The 17,182-nt window shown below is 70.3% G+C and carries 13 protein-coding genes and 1 pseudogene; 2 read left to right on the forward strand and 12 right to left on the reverse strand.

Going from position 1 to position 17,182, the window contains the following annotated elements; all coding sequences use genetic code 11:
• Positions 1 to 45: 45 nt before the first annotated feature.
• The 4 genes from ACWGKT_RS12650 to ACWGKT_RS12665 form a co-directional block, all read right to left on the reverse strand.
• Positions 46 to 414, reverse strand: a complete 369-nt coding sequence (locus ACWGKT_RS12650; RefSeq protein WP_453273559.1) for a transposase — start codon at positions 412 to 414, stop codon at positions 46 to 48.
• 211 nt (positions 415 to 625) lie between these two features.
• The gene (locus tag ACWGKT_RS12655; protein ID WP_453273560.1) at positions 626 to 1,135 is read right to left on the reverse strand and encodes an AMIN-like domain-containing (lipo)protein; all 510 of its coding nucleotides are present in this window, start codon (positions 1,133 to 1,135) and stop codon (positions 626 to 628) included.
• A 126-nt stretch (positions 1,136 to 1,261) separates the two neighbouring features.
• The gene (locus ACWGKT_RS12660; RefSeq protein WP_453273561.1) at positions 1,262 to 1,501 is read right to left on the reverse strand and encodes a hypothetical protein; all 240 of its coding nucleotides are present in this window, start codon (positions 1,499 to 1,501) and stop codon (positions 1,262 to 1,264) included.
• Between the two features lie 144 nt (positions 1,502 to 1,645).
• Complete coding sequence (locus ACWGKT_RS12665; RefSeq protein WP_453273562.1) at positions 1,646 to 2,290, reverse strand: TetR/AcrR family transcriptional regulator; 645 nt, start codon at positions 2,288 to 2,290, stop codon at positions 1,646 to 1,648.
• A gap of 196 nt (positions 2,291 to 2,486) precedes the next feature.
• Between ACWGKT_RS12665 and ACWGKT_RS12670 the strand changes: the two genes are divergently transcribed.
• The gene (locus tag ACWGKT_RS12670; RefSeq protein ID WP_453273563.1) at positions 2,487 to 2,897 is read left to right on the forward strand and encodes a PaaI family thioesterase; all 411 of its coding nucleotides are present in this window, start codon (positions 2,487 to 2,489) and stop codon (positions 2,895 to 2,897) included.
• A 640-nt stretch (positions 2,898 to 3,537) separates the two neighbouring features.
• Here the strand turns inward: ACWGKT_RS12670 and ACWGKT_RS12675 are convergent.
• The 6 genes from ACWGKT_RS12675 to ACWGKT_RS12700 form a co-directional block, all read right to left on the reverse strand.
• Positions 3,538 to 4,221 carry a TetR/AcrR family transcriptional regulator gene (locus tag ACWGKT_RS12675; RefSeq protein WP_356154984.1) on the reverse strand — a complete coding sequence of 228 codons (684 nt, stop codon included), beginning with the start codon at positions 4,219 to 4,221 and terminating at the stop codon, positions 3,538 to 3,540.
• Positions 4,222 to 4,296: 75 nt separating this feature from the next.
• Positions 4,297 to 5,991: an allophanate hydrolase gene (locus tag ACWGKT_RS12680; RefSeq protein ID WP_453273564.1), complete on the reverse strand. Its 1,695-nt coding sequence runs from the start codon at positions 5,989 to 5,991 to the stop codon at positions 4,297 to 4,299.
• Positions 5,988 to 9,578, reverse strand: coding sequence for an urea carboxylase (gene uca / locus ACWGKT_RS12685; RefSeq protein ID WP_453273565.1), 3,591 nt, complete (start codon positions 9,576 to 9,578; stop codon positions 5,988 to 5,990). Before uca ends, ACWGKT_RS12680 begins: the two co-directional genes overlap by 4 nt.
• Positions 9,575 to 10,387: an urea amidolyase associated protein UAAP2 gene (locus ACWGKT_RS12690; protein WP_453273566.1), complete on the reverse strand. Its 813-nt coding sequence runs from the start codon at positions 10,385 to 10,387 to the stop codon at positions 9,575 to 9,577. The genes uca and ACWGKT_RS12690 overlap by 4 nt, the downstream gene beginning before the upstream one ends.
• 1 nt (position 10,388) lies before the next feature.
• On the reverse strand, positions 10,389 to 11,339 hold the full coding sequence (locus tag ACWGKT_RS12695) for an urea amidolyase associated protein UAAP1 (protein WP_453273567.1): 951 nt from the start codon (positions 11,337 to 11,339) through the stop codon (positions 10,389 to 10,391).
• 75 nt (positions 11,340 to 11,414) lie between these two features.
• Entirely contained in the window at positions 11,415 to 13,013 is a 1,599-nt protein-coding gene (locus ACWGKT_RS12700) for an amino acid permease (protein WP_453273568.1), read from the reverse strand.
• A 1,222-nt stretch (positions 13,014 to 14,235) separates the two neighbouring features.
• Here ACWGKT_RS12700 and ACWGKT_RS12705 point away from each other — a divergent pair.
• Positions 14,236 to 15,126: a glycoside hydrolase family 19 protein gene (locus ACWGKT_RS12705; RefSeq protein ID WP_453273569.1), complete on the forward strand. Its 891-nt coding sequence runs from the start codon at positions 14,236 to 14,238 to the stop codon at positions 15,124 to 15,126.
• A gap of 131 nt (positions 15,127 to 15,257) precedes the next feature.
• Here the strand turns inward: ACWGKT_RS12705 and ACWGKT_RS12710 are convergent.
• Together ACWGKT_RS12710 and ACWGKT_RS12715 are read right to left on the reverse strand one after the other, a co-directional pair.
• Positions 15,258 to 15,885, reverse strand: a pseudogene (locus ACWGKT_RS12710) (transposase family protein); the annotation flags it as partial.
• 200 nt (positions 15,886 to 16,085) lie between these two features.
• The gene (locus ACWGKT_RS12715; RefSeq protein ID WP_453273570.1) at positions 16,086 to 17,156 is read right to left on the reverse strand and encodes a hypothetical protein; all 1,071 of its coding nucleotides are present in this window, start codon (positions 17,154 to 17,156) and stop codon (positions 16,086 to 16,088) included.
• Between the last annotated feature and the right edge of the window lie 26 nt (positions 17,157 to 17,182).

Genomic DNA, 17,182 nt, shown 5'->3' on the forward strand with positions numbered 1-17,182 from the left:
CGGCAGGAAGTACTCGAGTCAGCCTGCCCGGCGTCCTGCGGCACGTTACGGGCGGCCAACCCGATCACGAACACCGCTACCCCAATACAAGTCGGGAAGTACTGCCGGATGGGGCCGTTGACGCTCCTCATTGGAGCCGCGTTGCCAGGGGCTGGTCGGCTCGCAGAAGTAGATCGGGACGTCGGTGGCGCGGGTGAACTCGTCGTGTCGGCCCATTTCGCTGCCCTGATCCCAGGTCAGCGAGCGGTCGAGCTCGGCAGGGAGTTCGACGAAGGCGTGCAGGAGGGCGTCGCGGACGTTCTCGGCTCCCCGACCGTTGAGCAGGTGCTGGAGCTTGATGTAGAGGATGGTGCGGTCGACCAGGTGCCGATGGCTGAGCAGTTGCCTTGGCCGACGATGAGGTCGCCCTCCCAAGGACCGGCGATCTGGCGGTCCGTGGCTTCGGCCGGGCGCTGGTTGATCAGGGTGCCTGAGTCGATGATGCGGGTGGCGCGCTCATCAACGCGGCGACCGGACCGCAGCACGCCGGGCTTGCGTTCCAGGCCGCCGCGGTGCGGCAGGTAGCTCGCCTGGTCGATGGTCTCGTGGCCCTGCCGTTCAGTGACGGCAGGGCCAGGAGGCGCGGTCAGGCACAGGTGTTGGCGTGTCCGACGTCGAGGACGAAGCGCTCCGGGGAGTGGAGCTTGAGTGTTGTGTAGGCGGGCTTGGTGTGGAAAGCGGTTCCGAAAGTAACCACACCTTCGAAGTCGCCGGTGAGGGCGAGGCCCTTGAGAGCGGGCAGGTGGATCTGCACCAGCTGGGGTCCGCGGTAGACGGACCGGCCTGCCTCATTGTGTGCGGCGGCGGGAGAGAGCTTGATCTCCAGGAAGTACTTCCCGGCGAGCGGGACCTTCTTCCCGGAGGCGTCGTAGCGGAGCTGCTTGACCGGTTTGACGGTGACCGGGGGTATGGTGCCCCGGACGTCGATCACGAGCCGGTCGTATGTGCAGTGCCCGCCCCATCGGGCGTTGACCACCAGCGCGGTCGCGGGAGCCTGCCGGGACTGCGGGGCAGCAGAGGCGGGAACCGTGGCGCCGAGGGCGGCAGTGAGAAGAATTCCGGCCGCAAGGGCCGTACGGCGTGGATGGTGGTGCATGACGCCCCCGATCTTTCGTACAAGGGGACAGTGATTTCACCAGGGGAGACATCCGAGCGGACCATACGGTTGCACGGCCCGTGAAAAGCGTCTCACCCGCCCGTGTGCCGCTGATCGGTGAGCCGATCAGGCCTTGAGGTGCCTGAGGGTGAACTCAGGCCGCGCGTAGAGACCGGCCTGGGGCGCGGCCGGGTCGGCAGGGAGGTCCGCTTCAGGAATGTCCGCAGCGTGGAGTTCGGCGTCGTCGACCGGGGTGTAAGCCAGAATGGCCGGGTCGGGGGGTTCCCAGAAGCGGCGGGTGTCGGCGGAGACGGCGTACACCGTCGTGAAGCGGGTGGACGGCGGGGCGGTCAGCGCGGCGTGCATGTAGCCGACGGCGTCGCTTGGGCTGGCGCGGAGACGATCACCAGCCGTTCTGAACCGTTCCCGGTTCGATCGAAACTCGATCGCCGTCGTGCCGTCGAGTACCGCGGCCAGCCTCGCGGGTCTCGTCATGTCGTTGTCGTCCGGCTACCGGGGTTCGATCGCTGCCGCGCCTCGTGTGGCGAGGGTCGCGATGTCGCGGGCGAAGCCGTCGACATCCTCGGGCCAGCTCTCGGGCGGCTGGAAGATGAGCAGGGAGACAGCGCCGTGCAACGCGGCTGCGATGGCTCTGGTGAGGGCTGTCTCGTCGCCGCGGAGCGCGCCCGCCTCCAGGCACTGCTGGACGGTGCCACGCAGGAACCGGAAGCAGGCCGAGGCCACTTGCTGGCTGGCGGCGGTGGCGGGGCCGGTCATCACGAGACGGTAGCGGACCGGGTGAGCCAGCCCGAACCGCACGTAGGCGACCGAGCGTTGGTGGAGCGCGGTGAACGGATCGTGGGAGCCGGCGCCGGCATCGTCCATCCAGTCGCCCAACTCGCCCCAAACCCGCAGGCACACGGTGTGCAGCAGTTCGAGCCGACTGCCGAAGTGCAAGTAGACCGCCGGGAGGCTGACCCCCACCGCCTGCGCCACGGCTCGGATGGTGACCGCGTCCTCACCAGCCTTGTCGAGCAGCCGCTCGGCCGCCTCGACAAGTTCGTTGCGCAGTCGTGCACCGTCCCCGCGTCGCGCCCGTCGCCGCCGCGGCGCAACGACGGCCGGGCCGGAGGGCTCGGAGTCGAGTGGGTCCATCGTCAGCACCGGCCCAGCGGAGCGGAGGAGCCGGCCGTTCCCGCGAGGGCGGGATCACCCGAGCCGCCACCGAAGCCGACGCCGGTGCCGCGAGATGTGCTGGATGTCATCACGTCACTCGTCTCCATGTTGTGGATCAGGGCCGCCGTATGTAACTTGTCGACGTTAACTTAACACTACTCGACAGGGGCACCGGATGACCGTCACCGCTGAAGAGATCTACGCCATCGCGCCGTTCGCCGAAACGATCGGCGTGCGCTTTGCCACCATCAGCGCGCCGGAGGTTCGCGCCCGGCTCGACTACACGCCGGCTCTGTCCACGACGGGTGGAGGGCTGCACGGCGGCGCGCTGATGGGGCTGGCAGACGTGGCGGCCGCTGTGTGTGCCGCGGTGAACGGGCCGGAGGGCGCCCTGCCTGCGACCATGCAGTCCAACACCTTGTTCCTGCGGCCGGTGCGCGGCGCCGGCGCATTCGCGACGGCCCGGCCCTTGCACGTCGGCCGCAACACGGTCACGGTCGAAGTCGACATCAACGACGAGCAGGACGTCCTGTGTGTCCGCATCACACAGGTCGTCGCACTCCGCACACCCCGCAGCGGAACCTGATCAGTCGACCACCGGAGAAGCAGACCCGGTCAGAGAGGTCTGCGCGTTCCCCGAGCAGCACGGTCGGCACGTTCCCTCCTCAACAGTCCGCTTCCGTGCTCCGCTTGCGGCACCGTTGATGTCGAACTTCCCGCCGATACGCCGACGTCCGTGCTGTGCTTGGCGAAGAACTCCAGGCCCGTCACGAGCTCGGTGCTGGTACTGGCCACCCTGTGACCCGAACACTGGGACACCTGATGGCCCGCACGGGATCGGACACCGGCACGCCCACGCCAGCGAGCTCCTGGACGGGCACGAGATCGACGTGCCGGACGCCTTCAGCCCCACGAACCTGGCCGCGCTCGACACCACCAGCACCCGGACCGATCCCCCGCTCGCACAGGCCGCCAACCGGGCACAGGACGGGCAGGTCACCCAGACCTGGCCGGAGTGCCCCTCCTGCCGGTCGCCGTCCGGCCTCGTTGACGAACAGCGCCCTGGGCATCACCGGCAAGTCGGGCGCCAAGTGCGACGAAGGTGCGTGGCACTGGGCGACTGCCGCACCGTGGCACCGGCCCGGGGATGAACCGAAGGCAGGGCTTTGCCACCTATGCCGTACGGCAGGCTCGCCATCGGCCGCGCACGTCGGGCGAGCCGCTGGTCACGCCAGGCGGCTCAGCAGGACGCGTGCCTCGTCCCGAGCGGCCGCCACCGCCGACTCGCCGAGCCCGCAAAGCCGCAGACACGATGACGCGATGGCATCCGTGTCGGCGGCTTCCGGCTCGCGGGAACGCCGGATCTGAATGACGACCTCCACCAGCTGGATCAGCAGTTCCCCGATGCGCTCGGGCGGCAGGTCGCGGGCGACGTTCTCGGCCCCCGCCAAAGCGCCGAGAGCCCCATAGCTCTCCTGCAGTTGGCCCCGGTAGGAACGGAAGGCGTCGAACCGCTCCGCCAACACCTCCGGCAGGAGATACAGCGTGCCGATGTTGTACGGGGTGCGGGACAAGGTGCGTACGTCCGTCGCGGCCACCGCGTAGAGCGCCGCGGCCGCACTCGCCCGCTCGGGCACCCATGCCTGGATCCGCTCCACCATCTCCAGGCTCGGCCTGACCGAGATGGCCAACAGCTCGGCGAGAATCTCGTCCTTGGTGGTGAAGTGGTAGTACAGCGAGGCCTGCCTCATTCCCACCCGCTCGGCGATCATGCGGGTGCTGGTGGCGGCGATGCCGTGTTCGACGAAGAGCGCACCTGCGGCGTCGAGGATCTGCTCCCGAGCAGAGGTATTGGGGTCGGACGGCGGCGTGTGCCGGGGTCTTCCTTGGCGTGGCCGCGTCGTCTTCATGACCCCATCCTGCCACCCGCGTGCCAGGATCCCGGTCGTGGCCGGCACCGGGGTGCCCGCCGGTGCTGCCCGCGGTCACGAGGACGCCAGATAGGCCCGCCAGCCGCCGAATCGGGTGATGTCGGGCGCGTCCTCGACGGCGTACGGTTCAACCAGGAAGCCGCTGATGTGCCGTCCGTCGGCCAGTTCGACGGTGCCGATGGCCATCGGCGCGGGAGCAGCGGCGGTCAGCGCCCCGAACCCGGAGGCGGGCAGCCGCCAGATCTCGCCCTCGATGCCTGTTCCCGTACGACCGTGTGCGCCGGTTCCGGCGTCCGGCCCGTCTTCGGCGAGCCGGACCAGGCCCGGCCTGGGCGGCTCGGTGGCCAGGGCGTGCAGCCGGTAGTTGCCGGCGGTGCGCGCCGGGCCCACCAGCGTGCCGCCCGCCTGGACCAGCTGGGCGTTGAGGGGCTGTCCGGTGAGGTGGGCGCCGACCACGAACAGGTCGAGCCCCGGATTGGTGAACCTTTCGGCCACGGCGGCCAGGGCGCGGTCGGAGAAGGCCGGACCGGTGAGCATCACGCCGAACGGCAGGCCGTCCACGAACCCGGCGGGAACGGCGAGCGAGGCGTAGTCCAGCAGATTGGCGAAGTTGGTGAAGCGCCCCATCCGTGCGTTGGCGCCGACCGGATCGGCCGCCACTTCGTCGAGGGTGGGGTGCCAGGTGGTGGTGGGGGTGAGGAGCGCCGCGCAGCCGTCGAGAACCGCACGTGCGGCGGCGCCGAGGGCGGCGAGCCGGGCGGTGTCGGCGGCCCAGTCGGCGGCGGTCCTGGCCTGGCCGGCCAGGACGATGGACGCGACGGTGGGGTCGAGGTCCGTACCGATCAGGTCGCGGTGCTTGTCCAGGTGCTCGCCCACCGCGGCGTACCGCTCGGCCACGAACGCACCACCGTAGAGCAGTTGAGCGGCCTCCAGCAGCGGGGTGACATCGGTCTCGACGATCTCCACGCCAGTGCTCGCCAGGCGGGCAGTCGCGGCGTCGAAGGCCTCGTACCAGCCGTCGGCCATGCCCTGCAGGTGCTCCGGGGCCGGAACGGCGACCCTGGGGCGCGCGGGTGGAGGCGGAAGCTGGGTACCGATGCGGGAGAGCGGGTCGGCCGGGTCGGGGCCCTCGACGATCTCCGCGGCAGTGCGGGCGAGCCGTAGGTCTCGGGCGAAGACGGTCACGCAGTCGAGGGTGTAGCAGGCGGGGACCACCCCGGTCACGGGCACCAGCCCCTTGGTGGGCTTGACGCCGATGATGCCGTTGAGGGCGGCGGGCACCCGCCCGGAGCCGGCCGTGTCGGTGCCCAGCGCGATGTCGGCGATGCCCAATGCCACCGCGACGGCGGAGCCGGAGGACGACCCGCCGGAGATGCGGGCCGTGTCCCAGGCGTTGCGCACCGCGCCATAGGGGCTTCGGGTGCCGACCAGGCCGGTGGCGAACTGGTCCAGGTTGGTCTTCCCGAGCACCACCGCGCCGACCGCGCGCAGCCGTGCCACCGCGGGCGCGTCGGCGTCCGGCCGGTAGGCGTAGGACGGCGCGCCGGCGGTCGTCGGCAGGCCGGCCACGTCGATGTTGTCCTTGACGGCTGCGACCAGGCCGGCCAGCGGCAGCTTCGGATCAATCCCCGCGGCCTCGGCCAGGACCTCGTGGCGGGGCCTGAGATGGATCCAGATCTCGGGCCGGCCTGCGGATTCGATGCGGTCGTAGGCGGCCTCGACGCGTTCGGCCGGTGTCGGGGCGCTCATGCCTTCACCGCCGCGAGGACCTGGCCGGGAGCAACCTGTTCACCGGGTTTGACGTAGATCTCCAGGATTGTTCCGGCGGCGGGGGCGCTCACTTTGGACTCCATTTTCATCGCCTCCAGGGAGAGGATCGGGTCGCCCTCGGCGACGGTGGCACCCGGCTGCGCGACGGTCTGCCAGACGGTGGCGGTGAACGGCGCGGTGACCGGGACCGCGCCGGGCGGGACAGCGACGGCGTCGGCGGCCGAGGGCTCGGGATCATCGTCCCGGTCGAACTCTCCGGCGGCCCGCCAGCGTTCCTTTTCGGCCTCGAACGCGGCGCTCTGCCGCTTGCGGAAGGCGGCGATCGAGTCGGCGTTGGCGGTCAGGAAGGCGTTGTACTCGGCGATCGAGAAGGTGCCTTCTTCCGTGTCGACGGGACCTCGTCCGGCGTCGGTCTCGGCGCGCAGTTCGAGGAGTTCCTCAGCGGTGACCGGGTACCACTCGATGCGGTCGAAGAAGCGCAGGGCCCACGGGGAGTCCTGGAACAGGCCGCCCCGGCGGAACCGGTTCCAGATCTGCACGGTGCGGCCGACGAACTGGTAGCCGCCGGGGCCTTCCATGCCGTAGATGCACAGGTAGGCGCCGCCGATGCCGACGGAGTTCTCCGCGGTCCAGGTGCGGGCCGGGTTGTACTTGGTGGTCACCAGGCGGTGTCGCGGGTCGAGCGGGGTGGCCACGGGGGCGCCGAGGTAGACGTCCCCGAGGCCGAGCACCAGGTAGGAGGCGTCGAAGACCGTGCGGTGGACATCGTCGGCGGTCTCCAGGCCGTTGACACGGCGGATGAACTCGATGTTCCACGGGCACCACGGAGCGTCGTCGCGCACTCCGGCCATGTACCGCTCGATGGCGAGGCGAGTCGCCGGATCGTCCCAGCTGAGCGGCAGCCGCACCGTGCGGGAGGGGACCACCAGCTCGTTGGTGGGCGGGACCTCCTCCTCCAGCTCGCGCAGCAGCGCGGTGAGGTCACGGGCCTTCAGCCGGCGGGCGTCGGTGTGGATCTGCAGTGACCGGATGCCCGGGGTGACGTCGACGATGCCGTCGGGCGCGTGCGCGGCCAGGGTCTCCTGGAGGGCGTGCACCCGCATCCGCAGGCCGAGGTCGAGCACCATGGGGCCGTACTCGACGAGGACGTTGTCGTCTCCGTCCCGACGGTAGGTGACGCAGGGCCGGGCGTCGGTGGCCTCCAGGCGGCCCAGTACGCCGTCGTCGCCGTCTCCGCCGGTGCTGATCAGCGCGGGCGAGGCGCGGCGGGCGTCGAGGGCGGCCGCATCGGCCTCCTTGACCGGTACGAACCGAAGGGTGTCGCCGGGGCGGAGCTGGCCGAGCTTCCACAGTTCACCGCTGGCCACGACCGCGGGGCAGACGAACCCGCCCAGGGACGGCCCGTCGGGGCCCAGGATGATCGGCGTGTCGCCGGTGAAGTCCAGAGCGCCCACCGCGTACGGCGTGTCGTGGATGTTGGAGGGGTGCAGCCCTGCCTCGCCGCCGTCCTGGCGGGCCCACCGCGGTTTGGGGCCGATCAGGCGGATGCCGGTGCGCGCCGAGTTGTGGTGCACCGTGTAGTCGGTGGTGTAGAGGGTGTCGATGTCCTCGCGGGTGAAGAACTCCGGTGCCGCGTGCGGCCCTTCGGTGACACCGATCCGCCAGTGCGAGGTGATCGCGGGACGCCTCTCGGGCGGGGTCGGGCCACCGGTGCCGGCTTTGGGGGCCGCGGGCCGCAGCACGTCTCCGGCGAGCAGCGCCCGGCCGCCATGCCCGCCGAAGCCACCGAGGGTGAACGTCGAGGCGCTGCCCAGGTATTCGGGCACGTCGATGCCGCCCCGGACGGCCACGTAGCTGCGCAGGCCGGGCCCCTGTGCGGTACCGAGGGCCAGGGTGGCGCCGGCCGGGACCGGAACCGGCTCCCACGGGGCCGCCACGGTGCCGTCCACGGCGACCGGGACGGGGGCGCCGGTGACGGCGACCACGGTGGCGGCGGAGAAGCGCAGGGTCAGGCCGCCCGCGGTGACCTCGAACGCGGGAGTCTCGGCCGGGTTGCCGACGGCCAGGTTGGCCTCGGCGAAGGAGACGGGGTCGAAAGGACCGCTCGGCGGCACGCCCACGTGCCAGTAGCCGAGCCGGCCGGGCAGGTCCTGGACAGTGGTCATCGCTCCCGGCACCAGGACGTCGATGCGTGGCTCGGGGTCGGCGGTGGCGGCGAGCGTGCTGGTGCTGTGCACGGCCTCGCGCACCTCTCGTCGCACGGTCAGCGAGCGCAGCAGACCCAGGTTGGTGACGATGCCGTCGACCCGGCTCGCGCCCAGGGCCTCGCCGAGCACGTCGAACGCGGCGTCGCGGGTGGCGCCGCGGGCGATCACCTTGGCGAGCGTGGGGTCGTAGTACGGCGAGATCTCCAGGCCGGTCTCGGCGAAACCGTCGACCCGGACACCGGGCAATTCGTCGGTGCCCTGGCCGGGGAAGAGCGCCCGGGTGATCAGGCCCGAGGAGGGCATCGAGTCCTTGCCGGGGTCCTCGGCGTAGACCCGGGCCTGAACGGCGTGTCCGGTGGGCGTCCACTCCCGCTCGAACACCGCGTCGTCGACCCGGCCGTCGCGGGCCAGGGTAAGCATGAGCTCGACGAGGTCGACGCCGTACGCCTCCTCGGTCACCGGGTGCTCGACCTGGAGCCGGGTGTTGGCCTCGAGGAAGGCGGCCTCCTCGCGCACCGGGTCGTAGACGAACTCCACGGTCCCCGCGCCGCGGTAGCCGACCGATGCAAGCAGTCGGCGCGACGAGTCGTGCAGCAGTGCGCGGACGCGGTCGGGCAGGGCGGGGGCCGGCGCCTCCTCGATCACCTTCTGGTTGCGGCGCTGCAGTGAGCAGTCACGGTCGCCGAGGACGGCGATCCGACCGCTGCCGTCGCCGAAGACCTGCACCTCGACGTGGCGGGCCGGGCGCACCAGGCGCTCCAGGAACACTCCGGCCGATCCGAAGTGGGCCTCGGCGAGCGCGGCCACGCGGGCGAAGGCCTCACGCACCTCGTCGGTGGTGGCGCAGGCCTGCATGCCGATGCCGCCGCCACCACCGGTGGCCTTGAGCATCACGGGCAGCCCGATCGACCCGGCCGCGGTGACGGCTTCCTCGGCGCTCGCGAGAAGTTCCGTCCCGGCCAACAGCGGCACCCCGGCCGCCTTGGCCAGAGCGCGGGCGGTGTGCTTTTCCCCGAAGGCGGTGATCTGGTCGGCGGTCGGGCCCGCGAAACGCAGCCCGGCCTCCTCGACGGCGCGGGCGAAGGCGGCGTTCTCGGAGAGGAAACCGTAGCCCGGGTGGATGATTCCGGCGCCATGGTCATGTGCGGCCTCGATGATCGCGTCGCCGCGCAGATACGAGTCGCGGGCGGGCGCCGGACCGAGGCGGACCGCGTGGTCGGCCTCGCGTACGTGCGGAGCGGCCCGGTCGGCGTCGGAGAAGACGGCGACGGTGGCCAGGCCCATCCGGTTGGCCGTGCGGATGACACGGCGGGCTATCTCACCGCGGTTGGCGACGAGAACAGTGGCGGGGCGGGTCACGCGGCGTCCTCCGGGGTGGTCGTGTCCTGCGCGGACGGCGGCCTGGCGTCGTCGCGGCTCGCGGGGCCGCACGGGTCCACGACGATCATCCGCAGCGGGGTCGGATTGAAGTCGTTGCACGGGTTGTTCATCTGCGGGCAGTTGGACACCATCACCAGAACGTCCGTCTCGGCACGCACCGCGACCCGGCGGCCGGGTGCCGACATACCGTCCACGATGCCCAGCGCGCCGTCGGCCTCGACGGGCACGTTCATGAACCAGTTGAGGTTGGAGACGAGGTCCCGCACCCCGAGGCCGCGCCGGGACGCCTCAGCGAGGAAGTTCTCGCGGCAGCCATGATGGAACATCACGTGGTGGCCGTAGCGTAGGGAGTTGGACTCCTTGCCGCAGGCTCCCCCAATGGTGTCCTGGCGGTCGATCTCGTTGCCGACGACGGTCATCAGCGGGCGGCCCTCACTGCTGCGCAGAACAGTGCCGGTGCGCACATAGGCGTTGCCCTGCCAGGCCAAGGTGTCGGGGACGCTGTAGCGCTCCTCGGGGTCGTCGGCGTCGTAGAGCAGGCAGTCGGCGGACTGGTTGCCGCCGACATCGACGATCGTCAGCACGTGCCCCGCGGTCACCACCGTCGACCAGGGCGCGTTGGGTGCCACGTTCTCGTCCAGGACGACGGCGCCCTCGACCAGGCTCGCTCCCCAGTCCAGGACGGAGCCCTCGGCATACACGGCGCCGACAGGGACGGTTGAGGCGACGGTGCCGCCCGAGGCACTGGGGTAGGTGATCACGGTGTTCTCGGCCTGATGGGTCGCCATGTCACAGCCCCCGGGCTTCGCAGTAGTCGACGGTGTTGAGGTACGCCCGGTGCAGCTCGGGTGTTGCGGTGAACCGCGGGTCGTCGGGGCCGGTCGCGGTGCCGCGCCAGGCGTGCACCCGCAGTGGCCCCACGACGTAGTCCGGGCGCGGGTCCAGCGGATGGGCGACGTTGGCGACCAGCACCAAGAGGGGCATTTCCGCGACGAGTTCGACATGCGCGTCCGGTCCCGCGCTGCCCCGCCAGGCGAGGGTGCCGTCCGTCTCGACACGTACCCCCTGGAAGAAGGACACACTGGGCGGCAGATCGCGCCGGCTCAGGCCGTGTTTGGCGGCTGCTTTGACGAAGAGTCCGCGGCCTGACGGGGACGGTCCCTCGGGCCGGGCGTCACCGTACTTGCGCTCGTTCCAGGCGTCCGTGGTGGTGCCGCAGAAGGCGTCGTGCCGACCGGAGGAGTCGCCGGTGACGACGGCCATGACCCGGCCGTCGCCGGACAACAGCGGGTGGTCCTCGCCCAGGTAGGCCTGCCAGGGGATCTTCTGTGTATCGGCGACGTTGAGCCGCTCCACCGGTTCCAGAGCGTTGAAGAGCAGCAGATGGGCGCAGGCCTCACCGGTCGGGTCGTCGAAACGCAGCCGGGTACCACGGGCGAGAACCTTGTGGGTGTAGCCGCCGGGTGCGACCGTCTCCGCCCACACAAGGGTGGCCGGGTCCACTCCCGGCGGGCAGTACGGGCCGGCGGACGCCGGAAGATACGGCGTCCACTGGCCGGTCTGCCCGCCCTGGGCACGCGCGTCGTCCCGGGCGCTGCGGACGCTGTCGGTCAGGTGCAGATCACGGACGCCGGCAGGAGCCCTCCCAGAGGGCTGCTGCTCGCGGGCGTTCCCCGTGGGGTGTGCGGTGAAGTGCCGGCCGTGCGGTGTGATGGCCGTCGGCCCTTCGGTCGTGGACATGGGTGTGTCGTCGTCCCTTCGTCGGTGCGGCGTCAGCGCGTCCGGTGGTGCGGGGCGGGGCGGGCCGCCAAGCCGTCAGGCGGGCTCGGCGACCGCCTCGGCAATCGGCTCGATGTGTGTGTGGGGTACGTGCCTCAGCTCGATCCGGCGGTGCAGCCGGCGGGCGAGGAAGTAGCCGGCACCGACGGCGAGGCTGAGCCCGATGAAGAGCAGGGCGCTCCATTGCAACCACCAGGTGCCCTGGGTGAGGTCGTAGATCTCTGTGCGTGGCCACAGCAGGTTGACCGTCATGCCGACCTGGAAGAGAACGGCGAGCGCGTTGACGACGATTCCCCAGCGTCCCAGCGAGAACAGCGGTCGGCCCGTCTCGTCGACGCCGTCCGGGAGGCGGCCGGTGTCCCGGCGCCGGAGCCGGGCGACCAGCAGCGGCAGCGTCACGCCCAGGTAGGCCAGGTAGAGCATCGCGATGCAGAGGCTGGACAGTGCGGTGAAGATCGCCGACTGGCGGACGTTCACCAGGAGCGCGATCGCGGCGCCCACTCCCACCACGACCGACGTGATGATCGGCGCACCGGTGCGGGCCGAGACCTTCCCGAGGTGCCGGTGGAAAGGCAGGGCGCCCTCACGCGCCATGGAGTAGATCATTCGGGCGCCTGACGTCTGCACGGCCAGGGTGCAGGCGAACACCGCGACCGCGACGCAGCACAGCAACAGCCGTCCCAGAACACCTCCGAGCCGGTCGGTGAGTACCCAGGAAAGACCGCCGGCGGCCAGGTTGCCGTCGGTCAGGCTGCTCGCCGCCAACAGCCCTGCGAGGATCAGCAGCGCGCCACCGACGCCCGAAATGATCAGTGCCCGCAGGATGGTGCGGGGAGTGGTCCGGCGTGGGCTGTGCGTCTCCTCCGCCAGTTCGCCCGCAGAGTCGAAGCCGACCATGACGTAAGCCGCCATCAGTGAAGACGCGAGGAAGGCACCGAAGTAGCCGCCGTCGCCGGCCGCGCCGGTGGCGTGAGCCACGACCTGCGGGCCCCGCTCGGGCAGGAAGAAGAGCACCAGCACCAGTGCGATCACACCGACGATCTCGACCGTGACGCCGACGCTGGTGGCGGCGGCCATTTGACGGATGCCGAGGATGTTCACCACTGTCGTGACGACCAACAGGAGGCAGCCCAGGAGAACCGCGTTCTGGGCCCCGGTCGGTGAGGCGACTGACGGATCGGCGTGCGGTCCGCCGATGATCTGAAAGCCTGTCCAGATGCCCGGCAGCACCGCCTGCGCGGCGATCGCGGCTGCCGCGACGGTGAGGATCTGCCCAATGATCATGATCCAGCCGGTGAACCAGCCGACCGTGGTGCCGGCCAGCCGGCTCGACCACTGGTAGATCGCCCCGGAAATGGGCCAGCGAGCCGCCAGTTCGGCGAAGCAGAGCGCGACCAGCAACTGACCCGCGAAAACCAGCGGCCAGGTCCAGAAGAACGCCGCACCGCCGAGGCCGAAGCCAAGGCCGAAGAGCTGGAAGACGGTGGTGAGTATGGACACGAAAGAGAATCCCGCGGCGAATGAGGCGAAGCTGCCCATTCCGCGGCGCAGTTCCTGGTGGTAGCCGATGGGAACGGGACCGGTCGTGACGTCGCCGGCAGGGCGTGGCCCAGGGGTGAGCTCTGATCGATTCATCACCGCACCTCCGATCGATGGTTACCTGTCGGCTGACAGGTATTGCGATGGTGGGGCGAAGCGGTCTCGCGGCCGAGTCACGGGGGTTAACGCCGTGTAACCAGTGCCTCTCATGCGGGACTTACCGGTTTCGCTGCAGCTGTACGGTCCCCGCTCCTTCGCCCCAGGCTTTGCGGGAACCACGGGCGACGACAGGCGGGACGAACGGTGCCCAGTGAGGTCGGGGCAGCCTTCGCTTGTGCCGTGCGCACAGCAAGGCAGCGCACTTGACGCAAAGCCGGCCACAGGCCAAGGCCGAACGCGCTACTGACCCCTGAGTCCGCGCCACGAACGCAATCACCGCAACTACCTGCTCTTCCTCGACCCTGCCGGCCGCCTGTGGTGGCCGCTTGAGCGTCGACGCAACGGTGTCCAGGTCGTATGGCTTGCCGGTGCCGTTGGTGACGGTGGAGGTGACGCGGAAAGGTGTCCGGTCGGCGTCGGGCCTGTCGCCGTACTCGCCAACCGGCAACGGTGCGGGCTCCGCAGAGAACTGGTACAAGCTTTGCGCACACCCTCCGCTCGGAGAACTACGCTCTCCGAGCACACACTCGCCACCGCGCACGCCACCATGAACACCCCACCGCCACCGTGCAAATCGACGCACTCGTCACCCCCGGACGGCGATCCGATCGCGTCTTGGAAGGACCGGGATCGCGATGCTGTGGCCCGGCTCCAGCACCAGATGAACCGGCGTGGACCCCATCGGCTCGGAGTCGGCCGACGGCCCCTTGCCGACGTACACACTGGGCTCCGGGCAACCGTCGAAGGCGCAAGGCTTCGATCCCTTGGCCGCGGCGCTGAGCGTCGCCGTCGGCGCGTTGCGCGGCCTGCCCGACGATGCCGCTGGAGCGGCAACCGACATCACCGCGTTCGCCGGCTTTCCGCCGGCGCAGTGCCTTCCATCGGCGGCTCGCACGGCCTCTCTTGCCAGTTCGCAGCCCACCTCGTCACCGCGGCCGCCAGCAAGCCACAGCCCACCGCCGGGGGCGTCGCCCTCCGCGGAGCACGTGACTGGTCTACACCCTTGACTGGTACAGACCAAAGCGGTTGAGTGTGCCTCCACACCCCCCACCACAGCCGCGCCCACGCCGTGACGGTCCGAACCGGCACGTGCGCAGCAAGGCCCGGATACACGCTGCCTTGTTCGGGTGCGGCCGTGCTCCGCAAAGGAGTTGATCCTGTGTCGAGGCGCCGCATCTCCGCCGTGGTCACCGCACTCGTCCTCGGAAGCACCGTGCCGGTCCTGCTGCCGACCGCGGACGCGTCCGCCGCCGCGTGTTCGAGCTATCCGAGCTGGGTCGCCGGAAGGCCGTACACCACCGGCGACATCGTGCGTTACAGCGACGGCGAGACCTACATCGCCGAACATGACAACCCGGGCTACGACCCGACCATCAGCACCTGGTACTGGGAGCCCTACGCTTGCGACAGCGGCCCCGGGGCCCCCGTCGGCACCTTCGTGGTGAGCGAGGCCCAGTTCAACCAGATGTTCCCGAACCGGAATTCCTTCTACACGTACAGCGGCCTCACCGCCGCTCTCAGCGCCTACCCCGCCTTCGCGAACACCGGCAGCGACACGGTCAGGAAGCAGGAGGCCGCGGCCTTCCTCGCCAACGTCAACCACGAGACCGGCGGTCTGGTGTACGTCGTCGAGCAGAACACGGCCAACTACCCGCACTACTGCGACTGGAGCCGGCCGTACGGCTGCCCGGCCGGCCAGGCGGCCTACTACGGGCGGGGCCCCATCCAGCTGAGCTGGAACTTCAACTACAAGGCCGCGGGCGACGCGCTCGGCATCGACCTCCTCAACAACCCGTGGCTGGTGCAGAACGACGCCGCGGTGGCCTGGAAGACGGCCCTGTGGTATTGGAACACCCAGACCGGGCCCGGCACCATGACGCCCCACAACGCCATGGTCAACAGCGCCGGCTTCGGCCAGACAATCCGTAGCATCAACGGCTCCCTCGAGTGCGACGGCAAGAACCCGGCGCAGGTGCAGAGCCGCGTGGACGCCTACCAGCGGTTCACGCAGATCCTCGGGACGTCGCCCGGCGGCAATCTCTACTGCTGATCGGGGTATCCGAGTTCGTGAAGTCAAGGCGGCGGCTCACCGGGCGTGTACGGGACTGCGCCGACGACCTGGGAAACGATCACCCCGTACGTCGGGGGCACCAGAAAGCTCGGCGTCCCGCCCGTCCACCCCACGACGTCGACACCAGGATGTTCGCGCAGCCAACACTCCAGGGTGGCCGCCTCGCGGTCGGGCAGGACCGCGAGGCGTCGGCCGGTCTCGGCATCCGTGATGGCCGTGGCGTAGCGATGGCGGCGGCGCAGAGCGAAATCGTCCACGCCGATCACCCGCGGGACCGTCTGCTGCGGCAGCGGCAGGCGCCGTAGATGGCGCAGCGCGGTGTTGCGGGACACCGGCACGCCGAGGAAGCCGGCGAGGCGTGCGGCCGCCCGGCCGCATGACTCCCGCGCCACCTGGGATATCTGCCGGGCAAGCCACACCGTGCGGCGCTGGTGGCGCTCCAGCAGCCCGGGAATCTGCTCCCGGCAGGTCTGCCGTCGGGCAACCCTGGGTCGGACAGACCAGCCGCCGTACGCGCAGGTGGACGACGATCTGGCGGCCGTCGACCGGCAGGTCGTCACTGTCCGGTGGTGATACCCGTGCACCCTTCGCCGTCGGAGTCCCGCACACCGGACACGGCACGGCTACATCCCGAGTGCGGGCCGTGATCAGCACCGTGCCGCCGCCCTCCGCCACGTCCTCAACGACCAGCGCCGACAGCCCGGAAAACACTGTCCCTATAAGGGAGTTGATATCCATCACAAGATCGTGACCACTGACGGCTACTCGACGGAACCACCGACTACGGGCCAGAGCCGCTCGTTTGGCAGACCCGCACCAGGAGGCGGCCGCCTCACCTTGCTGCTCCGACAGATGGCCGGCCGCAAGCTGGCGAACCCCACCCGCTCCGACACCGTCAGGCGACACCAGGATCGGTTGAATACGTACGGACCGCCGTCTCAGTCCTTCAGCGGCAGGCCCGGTAGGGCGGCGTCATTGGCCCACGGGGCGAGATCGGTCGGCAGCCTGGCTATGAGGGCGGTGAGCCGTTCGATCGCGCGGACGGCATCGAGGTCGTAGTCGGCCGACTGATCCCCGGTTCCGCCGTCCTGTGTGTCGGCCGGCTGGTCCCTGAGCACGGTGAGGACGTCCCGCCCCTGGATCGACCACTCCTTCGTCTCCGCGGCCAGCATCGCCTCAATGGTCTCCTTGGTGACCAGTGCCTCGGCGAAGTCCGGCCGCAGGGTTTCGACTTCGAGGGTGTATCGAGCGCGCCGGCCGCCCCTGCCGCGCAGCGCGACCCGAACGGACGGGAAAGCGGTGTCCAGGTGCACGGCACAGACGGTCACATGACGCTGCTGCCACGCCCGGAAGGGTGTGAAGGGTTCGGGCTCGAAGGCGTCCGCGATCGTGAATCTCACGCCTCCATGAGTGCCGGACATCACGGCGAAGTGGTCGCGGAGTCCGGCCGGGGGCGGGCTGTTCAAGACCTCGGCCGGGGTGGTGGGCAGTCGTTGCAGGGGGGCGGGCTTCCAGCGCCCGGCGAGAGCCGGCAGGCGGTCTCGGAAGGCCCAGCCACGAGCTCGCGCGAACGTGCCGCGCTCGGCGACGGCGACGGCTTTGGCCGGGCGTCGCCGGAAGTCCGGCACCGCGTAGTAGACGGCGGTCAGTGCGCCGTACTCGGCCACGGCGACCAGCCAGTGCACCCATTGCAGGGTCCAGCCGGCGCCGAAGAGACCGGCTGCCGCCACGAAGTGCGGCGAGAAGCACTGCAGAGGTGTGCCGCCTGTCCGATGCCGGGAGGTCCACATGGTGTCATCGCCTCCCGGCAGCTGGTCCGGGGCCGGTGCGCGGTTGAGGGACACGGCCGCCACGAAGTTGACCAGGCCGAGTACCAGGGCGATCGGAACGGCGGCGAGGCAGGCGGTCGCCCAGTCGCCTCCTCCCGCGTCGACAATGCGGAACCAGATGGCCACCAGGGCGCCCAACAGCGCGATGGGCAGACACCCCAGACCCGAGTACGCAACCATCGTTCCCCCTTCAGGCCGGATGTCCA

Source organism: Streptomyces sp. NPDC054794 (assembly GCF_053611585.1).

Excerpts from the sequence above, each read along its gene's own strand:
- ACWGKT_RS12655 (WP_453273560.1), bottom strand. The coding sequence starts at position 1,135 with ATGCACCACCATCCACGCCGTACGGCCCTTGCGGCCGGAATTCTTCTC.
- ACWGKT_RS12660 (WP_453273561.1), bottom strand. The coding sequence starts at position 1,501 with ATGCACGCCGCGCTGACCGCCCCGCCGTCCACCCGCTTCACGACGGTG.
- ACWGKT_RS12665 (WP_453273562.1), bottom strand. The coding sequence starts at position 2,290 with ATGGACCCACTCGACTCCGAGCCCTCCGGCCCGGCCGTCGTTGCGCCG.
- ACWGKT_RS12670 (WP_453273563.1), top strand. The coding sequence starts at position 2,487 with ATGACCGTCACCGCTGAAGAGATCTACGCCATCGCGCCGTTCGCCGAA.
- ACWGKT_RS12675 (WP_356154984.1), bottom strand. The coding sequence starts at position 4,221 with ATGAAGACGACGCGGCCACGCCAAGGAAGACCCCGGCACACGCCGCCG.
- ACWGKT_RS12680 (WP_453273564.1), bottom strand. The coding sequence starts at position 5,991 with ATGAGCGCCCCGACACCGGCCGAACGCGTCGAGGCCGCCTACGACCGC.
- ACWGKT_RS12690 (WP_453273566.1), bottom strand. The coding sequence starts at position 10,387 with ATGGCGACCCATCAGGCCGAGAACACCGTGATCACCTACCCCAGTGCC.
- ACWGKT_RS12695 (WP_453273567.1), bottom strand. The coding sequence starts at position 11,339 with ATGTCCACGACCGAAGGGCCGACGGCCATCACACCGCACGGCCGGCAC.
- ACWGKT_RS12700 (WP_453273568.1), bottom strand. The coding sequence starts at position 13,013 with ATGAATCGATCAGAGCTCACCCCTGGGCCACGCCCTGCCGGCGACGTC.
- ACWGKT_RS12715 (WP_453273570.1), bottom strand. The coding sequence starts at position 17,156 with ATGGTTGCGTACTCGGGTCTGGGGTGTCTGCCCATCGCGCTGTTGGGC.